This is a genomic window from Pseudomonas sp. Irchel 3A7 (assembly GCF_900187565.1).
GTDB lineage: Bacteria > Pseudomonadota > Gammaproteobacteria > Pseudomonadales > Pseudomonadaceae > Aquipseudomonas.
Genome location: NZ_FYED01000006.1, coordinates 219,667 through 232,167 on the forward strand (window position 1 = coordinate 219,667; position 12,501 = coordinate 232,167).

Sequence of the window (12,501 nt, forward strand, 5' to 3'; positions counted from 1 at the left end):
CGTGACCGAGGTGTCCCGGCTGTGAGCTATCTCTGACAATTCCAACAAAGAGAGAGAGGCAATAACCATGGGTGTGTACGACTACAAGAACCTGGGTTCAGCAGATGCCAAAGCGTTGTTCAGCGACGCGATGGCGATCACGCTGTATTCCTACCACAACCTCGACAACGGCTTTGCCACCGGTTACCAGCACAACGGTTTCGGCGTGGGCCTGCCGGCAACGCTGGTGACGGCGCTGATCGGCGGCAGCGATTCGCAAGGGGTGATTCCCGGTATTCCCTGGAATCCCGATTCGGAAAAAGCCGCCCTGGACGCGGTGCAGAAAGCCGGCTGGACACCCATCACCGCCGCGCAACTGGGCTACGACGGCAAAGTCGATGCCCGGGGGACTTTCTTCGGCGAAAAGGCCGGCTATACCAGCGCTCAGGTGGAAATCCTCGGCAAATACGATGCCCAGGGGCATCTCACGGAAATCGGCGTCGCCTTTCGCGGCACCAGTGGTCCTCGTGAGAGCCAGATCAGCGATTCCATCGGCGATGTCATCAACGACCTGTTGGCGGCATTGGGGCCACAGGATTATGCGAAAAACTACGCGGGCGAAGCGTTCGGCCAGCTGTTCGCTGACGTCGCGGCGTTTGCCCGGGCCAATGGGCTGTCCGGCAAGGACGTGCTGGTCAGCGGCCACAGCCTCGGCGGGTTGGCGGTCAACAGCCTGGCGGATTTGAGCGGCGAAAAGTGGGGTGGTTTCTTCCAGGATTCCAACTACATCGCCTATGCCTCGCCGACTCAAGGCAGCAGCGACAAGGTGCTGAACGTCGGCTACGAAAACGATCCGGTGTTCCGTGCGCTGGATGGCTCGACGTTCAACCTGGCCTCGGTCGGCGTACACGATGCCGATCAAGCCTCGGCCACCAACAACATCGTCAGCTTCAATGACCACTACGCGTCGACCGCCTGGAATCTGTTGCCGTTTTCCATCCTCAACATCCCGACCTGGATTTCCCACCTGCCGACCGCTTACGGCGACGGCATGACCCGGGTACTGGAGTCCGGGTTCTATGACCTTACCCGCAAAGACTCGACCATCATCGTCGCCAATCTGTCGGACCCGGCGCGGGCCAATACCTGGGTCCAGGACCTGAACCGCAATGCCGAGGCCCACAAGGGCAGCACCTTCATCATCGGCAGCGACGGCAACGACCTGATCCAGGGTGGCAAGGGTAACGACTATCTGGAAGGCCGCGACGGCAACGACACCTTTCGCGATGCCGGTGGCTACAACATCCTGGCGGGCGGTAAGGGTTACAACGTGCTCGACTTGCAGCAGTCGGTGAACAATTTCGACTTTGCCAACGACGGTGCCGGCAACCTGTACATCCGCGATGCCAATGGCGGCATCAGCATCACCCGCGACATCGGCAGCATCGTCAGCAAGGAACCGGGCTTTTTATGGGGGCTGTTCAAGAATGAGGTGATCCACAGCGTCACCTCCAACGGGCTGGCGGCCGGCAACCAGCTGACACAGTACGCGTCGTCGGCAAAGGGAAGCGCGGGCAACGATATGCTCAAGGCACAAGCGGTCGGCGATTGGTTGTTCGGCCTCGATGGCAATGATCATCTGATGGGCGGCAACGGCAACGACGTGTTGGTCGGCGGGGCCGGTAACGACCTGCTGGAGTCGGGGGGCGGGATCGATACGTTCCTGTTCAGCGGCACGTTCGGCCACGACCGGGTGCTGGGCTATCAGACCAACGACAAACTGGTGTTTCTCGGGGTACAGGGTGTGACGCCGAACGACGACTTCCGGGCCCATGCCTCGGTGGTGGGGCAGGATACGGTGTTGAGCTTCGGCAATGATTCGGTGACGTTGGTCGGGGTGGGGCTGGAGAGTTTGTCGGGCGCGGGGATTGTGATCGCCTGAGGGTGATTGGGCGCCTGTAAGGGCCTCTTCGCGAGCAGGCTCGCTCCCACAAGGATCACACGCCTCCCTGTGGGAGCGAGCCTGCTCGCGAAGAACGATAACGCGGTCGTCAGTCTTCCTGGCGAATCGTGGTCACTTCATCAGCCTTGACCTTGACCTTCGCCCCGGAAATATCCTCGAATTCGAAGAAGCCGTCCTTGGTCTTGGTTTTCGGCATGTCCTTGGTCAAATACTGGGTGCCATTCTGCAGGGTGACCACCGTTGGCGTGGAGCACCCGGTCAGCATCATAAAAGCCGCTGCCGCCAAGGGAAAACCCAGAGTCTTGATGTTCATATCCACCTCTAACACTTCAAAAAAACGCAGCGACTGTCGCGTTCGACAGCACCTCTATCGCGGTTGGTGCAACGGATCGGCAGAAAGTTCGACGCGGCGGAAAAAATTTCCTGACAACGCCTCCGCCCATCCTTTTCCGATTGCACCGGGCGGGGCGTTGCTGGTATCTGTACGCATAACCAGTACTCGCTCGCCATGGCCCATTTTCCCGTGACCGCAAACCCCCTCGACGATCCGTTCTATTACTTGAACAACTTCATGCAAGTGCTTGATTGGCTTCAGCATCGCTATGCCGATGTGTTGAGCGTCGAGGAGCAACGGTTCATCGACGCGTTCAATGGCTTGCCCCGTGAATCCCGGGCATTGCTGGTCAGGATGGTGATGCGCAAGGGCATTCATTTCAGGTGCAGCAAACTGCATTACGTTGAAATCGGTGACATCGCCAGCGCAGCCGAACCGCTAGTGGCGCTGGGTTGGGTCGATGAACAGCTGCCGTTGTCGGTCGAGGAGGTGTTCGAGCTGTTGCTCAAGGCCGAAATCGTTGAATGCCTGGGTAGCGCGATCGAGCAGCCCAAGGGCAAAAAGCTCGATTGGCTGCCGGCGCTGATCGAGCAATTTCCCGAGTCGCGCAGCTTCGCTCAATGGTGCCCGTCGCTGAACGAGCGCCTGTTCAGTTTGACCATCATGGGCCTTTGCGATCGCTTGCGCTTGATGTTTTTCGGCAATCTTTACCAGGACTGGTCGGAGTTCGTGCTGGCCGACCTGGGCATCTTTACCTACGAAAAAGTCGAGTTCTGCGCGGATTCCCGAGGGCTTCGCAGCCGTGAGGACGTGGATGCCTGCATGTTCCTTCATCAATACCAGCAACACTTCGAGGCTGGAGTGGCGGTGGTCGAGGTGGTCGAGCAGATCAACGGGCTGACGCTGAGCAACCCCTGGTTGCAAAGGCGTCGTGACAAGCTGCTGTTCCAGATCGCCCAGCATTGCGAACGCATGGCGGACTTCTCCATGGCGCTGGCGTTGTACCGCCAATGCGCCTATCCGGGCTCGCGTCAGCGGTTGATCCGCGTGCTGGAGCGTTGCGGGGAATATGAACTGGCCCTGGCCCTCGCCACCCAGGCCGAACAATCGCCACAAAGCGCCGCCGAACAACAGCAATTGCTGCGCATGTTGCCCCGGCTGCGGCGCAAGCTGGGCGGGCCACCCGTCAAGCGTCCGTCCGCGCGGGAAATGGTGCGCCTGGAGCTGCAACTGCCCAGGACCGACCCGGAGATGTCGGTGGAATTTTACGTTCAGGGGCACCTGGCGCAAGCGTCGGCGCCGGTGCATTACGTCGAAAACAGCCTGATCAACTCACTCTTCGGCCTGTTGTGCTGGCCAGCCATTTTCGCACCGCTGCCGGGAGCCTTTTTCCATCCGTTCCAGCGCGGTCCGGTGGATTTGCTCAACGAGGACTTCCATGAGCGAAGGGCCGATCTGTTCAAAGCCTGCCTGGCGGAACTGGACGACGGTCGTTATCTGTCGACCATTCGCAGGCGCTACAGCGAAAAATGGGGCGTGCAATCGCCCTTCGTCTTTTGGAACGTACTGAGCGACGAATTGCTGGAGCTAGCCCTGGACTGCTTGCCGGCCGAGCACCTCAAGCACTGGTTCAACCGACTGTTGCTCGACATCAAGGCCAACCGCGCCGGCATGCCGGACCTGATCCAGTTCTGGCCTGAGCAAAAAACCTACCGCATGATCGAAGTCAAAGGCCCGGGGGATCGTCTGCAGGACAACCAACTGCGCTGGCTGGAGTTCTGCCATGAGCACTGCATGCCGATTGCCGTGTGCTACGTGCAATGGGCGGAGCAGGGCGCTTGAGCTACAGCATCGCGGTGCGGGCGCTGTGTGAGTTCACTGCCAAGGTCGGCGACCTCGACCTGCGCTTCACGCCGTCGCCGACCGCGCTGGAGGGCATCCTCGGCCATCGCACGGTGGCGTCCCGGCGCAGCGAGGGCTATCAGAGCGAGGTCGCGCTCGAAGGCTTCTATCAGAATCTGAAGGTCAAGGGGCGGGCGGATGGCTACGATCCCGCGCAAAACTGCCTGGAGGAGGTCAAGACCTACCGCGGCGACTTGAGCAAGCAGCCGGCCAATCACCGTCAACTGCACTGGGCCCAAGCGAAAATCTACGGGTGGCTGATGTGCCGCAAACGTGAGCTTGGCCAGATCAACCTTGCGCTGGTGTATTTCGACATCGTCAGCGAAAAGGAAACCTGTCTGGTCGAGACTTTCAGCGCCCCGCAGCTGCAGCAATTCTTCGAAGAACATTGCACCCGGTTCCTGCACTGGGCCGAGCGGGAAATGGCCCATCGCGAGGGGCGCAACCGGGCGGCGCAGGCGCTGAGGTTTCCCCATGCCGATTTTCGACCGGGGCAGCGTCATCTCGCCGAATCGGTGTTCAAGGCCGTCAGCACCGGCCGTTGCCTGATGGCCCAGGCGCCGACGGGGATTGGCAAGACCGTCGGCACGCTATTCCCGATGCTCAAGGCCCTGGCGCCACAGCGGCTGGACAAGGTGTTCTTTCTCACGGCGAAGACCCCGGGGCGCAAACTGGCCCTGGATGCGGCGCAGGTCATCATTGACAGTGCCGATGCCCCGCCCTTGCGCGTTCTGGAGATGATTGCCCGGGACAAGGCCTGCGAGCACCCGGACAAGGCGTGCCATGGCGAATCCTGCCCGTTGGCCCAGGGTTTCTATGACCGCTTGCCGGCCGCGCGCCAGGCCGCCAGTGAACTGAACCTGCTGGATCAAAATGCATTGCGCACCATCGCCCTGGCGCATGGGGTATGTCCGTATTACTTGAGTCAGGAAATGGCCCGTTGGGCCGACCTGGTCGTTGCCGATTACAACTATTACTTCGACTTCAGCGCGTTGCTGTTCGGGTTGGCCCAGGCCAACCAGTGGAACGTCGCGGTGCTGGTGGACGAAGCCCACAATCTGGTGGAGCGCGCACGCCAGATGTACAGCGCCAGCCTCGATCAGGCGACCCTCGACACGGTACGAAAAAGCGCTCCCGAGCCGTTGAAAAAGCCCCTCCAGCGGGTCAATCGCGAATGGAACGCCCTGCATAATCAGCAGCAGGGCGCCTATCAGGCTTATGACAAGACCCCGGAAAAACTGCTCCAGGCGATGTCAGCCTGCAGTGCCAGCATCGGCGACTACCTCAACGATCACCCGCAGGGGCTGGACAGCACGCTCCAGGGTTTTTACTTCGACTTGTTGCAGTTCAGCCGCGTGGCTGAGCTCTTCGACGAACATTTCCTGTTCGATATCAGCAAACGCGACCTTGAGCGCAAACGACAGCGCTCGCAGCTGTGCCTGCGTAACGTGGTGCCTGCCGGCTTCATCGGGCCGCGCCTGACGGCCGCACGCAGCACCGTGCTGTTCTCGGCGACGCTAAGCCCGCGCCACTACTACGCCGATCTGCTGGGGACGCCGGCGAACACCGTGAGCATCGACGTCGAATCGCCATTTGACGCCGACCAGTTGCAGGTTCACATCGTCAGCCGGATATCCACGCGGTTCGTCCATCGCCAGGCGTCCGTGGCGCCGATTGTCGAGTTGATCGCCAACCAGTTCGGCCAGCGCCCGGGCAACTACCTGGCGTTTTTCAGCAGCTTTGATTATTTGCAGCAAGTGTCGCTGTTGCTGGCCGAACGACATCCGGGGATCAGGCAGTGGTCGCAGTCCCGGGGCATGGCAGAAGCGCAACGCCAGCAATTTCTCGATCAGTTCACCGAAGGTAGCGAAGGCATCGGTTTTGCGGTGCTGGGCGGGGCATTCGGCGAGGGCATCGACTTGCCCGGTGCGCGACTGATCGGCGCGTTCATCGCCACCCTGGGACTGGCGCAATTCAATCCGGTCAACGAACAGATGAAAGGGCGCATGGCCGCGATTTTTGGCGCCGGCTACGATTACACCTATCTGTTTCCCGGTGTGCAGAAAGTGGTGCAGGCCGCCGGAAGGGTGATCCGCACCCAGCAGGACCAGGGCGTGGTGATGCTGATCGATGACCGCTTTGGCGAGAGCAAGGTCAGGCAGTTGCTGCCGCGCTGGTGGTCGATTGGCAAATCGCTTGCTTGAGGCATCAAGGGTGGTCGGGTGAGCGCCGAAGTTTCGGCTTTTCAAATCGACAGTTTGTCGCATACTCCAGAAAAACAATCATGACGCGAGAACCCAATGAGCGAGGATCGAACCAAAGTGGACGTGAGCGATGAGACGCGCTTCCGTCTGCTGATCGATGCGGTGGTCGACTACGCGATCTACATGATTGATCCCGACGGCATCATTACCAGTTGGAATGCCGGCGCCAGGCGGTTCAAGGGGTATGAGGAGGCCGAGATTCTCGGTCAGCATTTCTCGCGGTTCTACACCGACGAGGATCGCCAGGCCGGTTTGCCGCAACGGGCGCTGGACACGGCGATTCGCGAAGGACGTTTCGAAGGCGAGGGCTGGCGTGTGCGCAAGGACGGCACGCACTTCTGGTCCCATGTGGTGATCGATCCGATCCGCGATCCTTCGGGCCGGTTGCTGGGGTTTGCCAAGATCACCCGCGACCTGACCGACCGCAAAATGGCCGAGGAAACCCTCAAGCAAAGCGAACAGCAATTTCGCTTGCTGGTGCAAAGCGTCACCGATTACGCCATCTACATGCTTACCCCGGACGGGCGCGTCAGCAACTGGAACCCGGGAGCCCAACGCATCAAGGGTTATTTGCCCGATGAAGTCATCGGCAAGCATTTCTCGATGTTTTACACCCCCGAGGATCGCGAAGCCGGCGAGCCGCTGCGCACCCTGGACGTTGCGGTGCGCGAAGGGCGGTTCGAAAACAAGGGCTGGCGCCTGCGCAAGGACGGCACGCGCTTTCTCGCCCATGTGGTGGTGGACCCGATCTGGGGGGATACGGGTACATTGCTCGGGTTCGCCAAGATCACCCGCGACATCACCGAGGCGGCACAAGCGCAGCAGACTCTCGAGCAAACCCGCGAGGCGCTGTTCCAGGCGCAGAAAATGCAAGCCATCGGCCAGCTCAGTGGCGGGATTGCCCACGACTTCAATAATTTGCTGACCGTGATTCTCGGCAATCTGGAAATCGTCCGTAAGCGCATGCCAGACGATCCGAGATTGACCCGTCTGCTGGACAACGCCGTCCAGGGCGCCTTGCGTGGCGTCTCCCTGACCCAGCGCATGCTGGCGTTTGCCCGGCGCCAGGAACTCAAGGCCGAAGCCGTCGAAATACCGAAGCTGGTGGAGGGCATCACCGGACTCTTGCGCAGCTCCCTGGGGCCTACGGTGAAAATCGAAACCCGCTTTACGCCAGAACCCGAGCCGGTGCTGGCCGACGTCAATCAGCTTGAGCTGGCGGTTCTCAACCTGGCGACCAATGCGCGCGATGCGATGCCCAATGGCGGAACCCTCGTGCTTGGCACGCGCACGGAAGTGGTCCTGGATCATCCCCATTCAGCCCTGGCAGCGGGGCGCTACGTGTGCTTTTCCGTCACAGACACAGGGGAAGGCATGGATGACGCCACCCTGTCTTCGGCAATGGACCCGTTTTTCACCACCAAGGGTGTCGGCAAGGGGACGGGACTGGGGCTATCGATGGTGCATGGCTTTATCGAACAGATGGGGGGGCGCTTCCTGCTCAAAAGCGAGAAGGACAAAGGCACCACCGCCGAACTCTGGCTGCCGGTGGCCAAGGCCGGTTCGGTGACCGGACGACAGGCCACGGAGCCGGACGCACCGCAGGTTCAGCGACTCAATGTACTGGTGGTCGATGACGATAGCCTGGTGTTGACCAGCACCTGCCTGTTGCTGGAAGACCTGGGGCATCATGTCAGTATTGCCGAATCGGCTGCCCAGGCGTTGCAGTTACTGAAAAGCGAGCAGCACTTCGATCTGGTCATCACCGATATGGCCATGCCGCAAATGAATGGTGCGCAACTGGCGCAGGCCATCCAGATCATGATGCCGAACCTGCCGATCATCCTTGCCACGGGGTATGCCGAACGCCTGGATGGCTTTGCGGCCAGACTCCCGCGCCTGTCCAAACCCTTTACCCAGATAAACCTGGTGGACATCATCGCAGCGACGATGAAGTGAGCCGGCGGTTGTGTTGCTCGTATCGTGCCAGCATCGGCTGGGTGCTGATGCCGTGCAGCAAAATGCTCAGCGCCACCACCGACAGCGTAAGGTCGGTACACAGGCCGGCCACTGCTGTCGGGAGGTCGTGGTTCAAGGCGTAGAACAGATAGTAAAAACTACCGATACCGCGAATCCCGAACCAGCCGATCAAAAGACGTTGCCGGCCGTTCAGCAAACTGCCCCAAGGCACGAGCGCGACGCTCAGGGGCCGAATCACGCAGAACAGTACCAATGAGATCGCCAGTGCACGCCAGTCCCAGTGCCCGATCAGTACCACTCCGAGCAGGGTCACCAGAAACACTTCCATGGCCCGTTCGACCAGGCCGCCGAAAGACAGCATGTCACCGATCATGATGCCGGCGGCGACCTGGCTCTCCTCCAGATTCGCCACATCGCCATGCACCGCGGCATCGGGCTCGACATACTGATGACCGACCACCGCTTGTACCAAGTGCTCGGCCGGCGGTTGAGTGTGCCCCGTTGACTTGACCTCGGCCCGACGCAAGCCCAGACCGGCGGCGAACACCGAGAGAAAGCCGTAGCCATGAACCGCCTCGGCCGCGACATAGGCCAGCGCAATCAGGGCGAACGTCAGGTAGTCGTTGGGGGAGAGGGTGCTGTCGGCATTGCGGATACGCATCGACAGGGTCAGGCGCCCGATGCCGCGTCCCATGCAGTAGCCAATCAGCAAGCCGGCGGGCACAGCCCATAACAGACGTTTGAGCGCCCAATCATCCAGCCAGGCACTGGACGAACCCTCGCCTTGTTGCAAGAACAGCAAACCGAGGATCACAAACGGAAAAGCGATGCCGTCATTGAGACCGGCCTCGCCGGAGAGCCCGAAACGTACCGGGTCGTCATCCTTGGCGTCGTTGACCTGCACCAGGGATGCGAGCACCGGGTCGGTGGGCGCCAGAATCGCGCCGATCAGCAATGACGGCCCCCACGCCAGGCCGAAGGCAAAGTGCAGTAACAGGCAGACGCCGGTGATGCTCAGGAGCATCACCGGCCCCGCCAGGCCGAATGCCACCCGCCACTTCCTGTCCTTGAGCGGCAGTCGCAGCTTGAGCCCGCAGACGAACAGCGAAAACAACACCGCCACTTCCGTCAGGTGCTCCATCCAGACCGCCGCATCCTTGATATCCAGCCGGAGCCAGCCCAGGCCCGCCGGCCCGATCGCCACCCCCAGGGCCAGGCACACGGCCGAAGTGGTCACCGGCAGCCAGCGCAGGTATGACGAGGTGAGTGCCAGCGTCAGCAGCACGGCTCCCAACACCGCAACCCAGGCGATAAAGCTCATGGCTGCAAAGCTGCGGACATGACGACCTCCAGATAGCGAAAGCCCCGCCATGGCGTAAACCTGTAGGAGCGAGCTTGCTCGCGATGGCCGTTAACGATAACGCGTGCTTACTGGCTAAATGCGGCGCTCTTCAGTCCATCGCGAGCAAGCTCGCTCCTACAGGATCACGTCGTGGCCGAGTAAGCTGTGGAGCACTCGACGCGTCCAAGGGTTCCATTTTTCATTAGACCCCCGACGTCAAAGGATCGGTTTGCCCCCGGTCACGCCAAAGCGCTGGCCGGTGATGTAGCTGCCTTCATCCGAGGCCAGCAGGACATAAATCGGCGCAACCTCCACCGGTTGCCCCGGCCGCCCCAGCGGTGTGTTGCCACCGAAGTTCTGCACCGTTTCCTCCGGCATGGTCGAGACAATCAAGGGCGTCCAGATCGGCCCCGGCGCCACGCTGTTCACACGGATATTCTTTGGCCCGAGCATTTGTGCCAGGCCCGCGGTGAAGTTGGCAATTGCGCCTTTGGTCGTGGCATAGGCGAGCAGGGTCGGGTTGGGCATGTCCGAATTGACCGAACTGGTATTGATGATCGAACTGCCGGGCTTCATGTGTTTCAGCGCAGCCTGACAAACCCTGAAAATGGCGGTGATGTTGACGTCGAAAGTCATCACCCATTCCTCATCGGGTATGTCCTCGAGGCTCTCATGGGTCATCTGGAACGCGGCGTTGTTGACCAGCACGTCGATGCGGCCGAAGTGTTCGACGGTTTTTTCCACCAGCGCCCGACAATGCACCTTGTGCGCCAGGTCGCCGGGCAGCAGCAGGCATTGCCGACCCGCCTGTTCGACCCAGCGGGCGGTTTCCTCGGCATCTTCCTGTTCATCGAGGTAGGCAACGGCGACATCGGCACCTTCGCGGGCGAAGGCAATGGCGACGGCACGGCCGATCCCGCTGTCGCCACCGGTGATCAGCGCAATCTTGCCCTCAAGGCGTCCCGAGCCTTTATAGCTTTGTTCGCCACAGTCCGGGTACGGGTCCATTTTGCGCTGGGAGCCGGGGACGGGCTGCTGTTGTTTGGGGAAGGGTGGTTTTGGATAGTCGGTCATCATTGATCTCCAGTCTCAGCGTGGGGAGTCAAAGGGTTGACCGTGGTGTATTGGCTGGAGTTCGGTTGGGTTTCAGATGGCTTGCAAGGCAATTACAAACGCATCGGACCCTGTGGGAGCGGGCTTGCCCGCGATAGCAGAGTGTCAGTCAACACGAACGTTGACTGTGCCGGCGTCATCGCGGGCAAGCCCGCTCCCACAAGTAGTTTCAGCGTTTCAGATGGCGAATCACGCCTTGAGGTTACGCAAGCTACGCTCCATCCGCGCGATCCCTTCCTCCAGCAAGGACCGTGGGCAGCCGAAGTTCAGGCGCACGAACTGTTTGCAGTCATCGCCGAAATCCAGGCCCGGGCTCAGTCCGACTTTTGCCTGTTCGAGGAAGAACTGCTGCGGGTTGTCCAGCCCCAGCGCCGTGCAGTCGAGCCAGGCCAGGTAGGTGCTTTGCGGCACGTTCATGGTGATGCCCGACAGGCGGCTGCGCACGGCGTCGACCAGGTAGTCGCGGTTGCCTTGCAGGTAAGCGCTCAACTCGGCCAGCCAGGGACCGGCCTCGCTGTAGGCCACCCGGGTGGCTTCCAGGCCCAGCGGGTTGACGCTGTCGACCATGCCGCAACGGGCGTGGTTGACCCGCTCGCGCAGGTGGCGGTCCTGAATGATCATGAACGAGGTTTTCAGCCCGGCGATGTTGTAGGCCTTGCTGGCCGACATCAGGGTGATGGTGCGCTGGGCGACTTGTGGGCTAAGGGTTGCCATCGGAATGTGTTTGCGCCCGTCGAAGCACAGTTCGGCGTGGATTTCGTCGGAGATGATCCAGGCGTCGTGCTCCTGGCAGATGTCGGCGATGGCTTGCAGTTCTTCCCGAGGGAACGCTTTGCCCAGCGGGTTGTGCGGGTTGCTCAGCAGCAGGGCGCCACCGCCTCGCAGCGACTGGCTCAGGGTGTGCAGCGGGGTGGCGTAGGTGCCGTCCGCTTGCGTGTCGAAATTCAGCTCGACCTTGTTCAGGCCCCAATGGCCCGGCGCATGGCGCAGCGGCGGGTAGTTCGGGACCTGCACCACGACATTCTGTTGAGGTTGCACCAGCGCCTTGAGCGCCATGTTGAAGCCTGACTCGACCCCCGGCAGGAAGATCAGTTCTTGCGGCTCGACACGCCAGGCGTACTTGTTCCACAGGTCGGCAACGATGGCCTCGCGCAGGTTGTCCGGGGCTACGCTGTAGCCGACCATCGGGTGTTCCAGACGCTTTTGCAGGGCCTGGATGATCATCGGTGGCGCGGCGAAATCCATGTCGGCGACCCACATCGGCAACACGTCGGCCGGGTAGCGGCTCCATTTGGTGCTGCCGGTGTTGTGGCGGTCGAACACCTGATCAAAATCGAAAGTCATGCGTGGTCTCGTAACGGCAGGGTTGGATATGGCGCCATGATAAGCGCCAATCCCCTTTGGGGGCGAGCCTGCTCAATAGTCATAAAACACACACCCTGTGGGAGCTGGCTTGCCAGCGATGACGGCGGCACAGTCAAAATTGATGTTGGCTGACCGACCGCTATCGCGGGCAAGCCCGCTCCCACAGGGTTCGACAAACGGCCGACGGTCGGTTTTCACACAGATTGTCAGTGTGTTGACTAAAGTTTGAGATGTCGGCAGCCCGTCTGCCGCGACCGTG

General features: G+C 61.0%; 8 protein-coding genes. 4 read left to right on the forward strand and 4 right to left on the reverse strand.

The genetic code is table 11. The features are described 5' to 3' along the window. The first annotated feature begins 67 nt into the window (after positions 1-67). Positions 68-1,921, forward strand: coding sequence for a polyurethanase (locus CKW21_RS12325; protein WP_095194242.1), 1,854 nt, complete (start codon positions 68-70; stop codon positions 1,919-1,921). A gap of 109 nt (positions 1,922-2,030) precedes the next feature. On the opposite strand, the gene CKW21_RS12330 is transcribed toward CKW21_RS12325, so the two are convergent. Next, positions 2,031-2,255 carry a YgdI/YgdR family lipoprotein gene (locus CKW21_RS12330; RefSeq protein WP_095194243.1) on the reverse strand — a complete coding sequence of 75 codons (225 nt, stop codon included), beginning with the start codon at positions 2,253-2,255 and terminating at the stop codon, positions 2,031-2,033. A 195-nt stretch (positions 2,256-2,450) separates the two neighbouring features. Between CKW21_RS12330 and CKW21_RS12335 the strand changes: the two genes are divergently transcribed. The 3 genes from CKW21_RS12335 to CKW21_RS12345 all read left to right on the forward strand — a co-directional run bounded on the left by CKW21_RS12335 (position 2,451) and on the right by CKW21_RS12345 (position 8,401). Then, entirely contained in the window at positions 2,451-4,118 is a 1,668-nt protein-coding gene (locus CKW21_RS12335; protein ID WP_095194244.1) for a VRR-NUC domain-containing protein, read from the forward strand. Continuing rightward, a complete protein-coding gene (locus CKW21_RS12340; RefSeq protein WP_095194357.1) occupies positions 4,115-6,382 on the forward strand; it encodes an ATP-dependent DNA helicase in 2,268 nt (755 codons plus the stop codon). Before CKW21_RS12335 ends, CKW21_RS12340 begins: the two co-directional genes overlap by 4 nt. A gap of 96 nt (positions 6,383-6,478) precedes the next feature. Then, positions 6,479-8,401 carry a PAS domain-containing sensor histidine kinase gene (locus CKW21_RS12345; RefSeq protein ID WP_095194245.1) on the forward strand — a complete coding sequence of 641 codons (1,923 nt, stop codon included), beginning with the start codon at positions 6,479-6,481 and terminating at the stop codon, positions 8,399-8,401. Here the strand turns inward: CKW21_RS12345 and CKW21_RS12350 are convergent. From CKW21_RS12350 to CKW21_RS12360, 3 genes are all read right to left on the reverse strand, one after another. Further along, positions 8,379-9,743, reverse strand: coding sequence for a sodium:proton antiporter (locus CKW21_RS12350; RefSeq protein ID WP_095194246.1), 1,365 nt, complete (start codon positions 9,741-9,743; stop codon positions 8,379-8,381). The genes CKW21_RS12345 and CKW21_RS12350 overlap by 23 nt on opposite strands. A gap of 237 nt (positions 9,744-9,980) precedes the next feature. Then, the gene (locus CKW21_RS12355) at positions 9,981-10,838 is read right to left on the reverse strand and encodes an SDR family oxidoreductase (protein ID WP_095194247.1); all 858 of its coding nucleotides are present in this window, start codon (positions 10,836-10,838) and stop codon (positions 9,981-9,983) included. A 228-nt stretch (positions 10,839-11,066) separates the two neighbouring features. Then, the gene (locus tag CKW21_RS12360) at positions 11,067-12,221 is read right to left on the reverse strand and encodes a MalY/PatB family protein (RefSeq protein WP_095194248.1); all 1,155 of its coding nucleotides are present in this window, start codon (positions 12,219-12,221) and stop codon (positions 11,067-11,069) included. Positions 12,222-12,501: the final 280 nt, after the last annotated feature.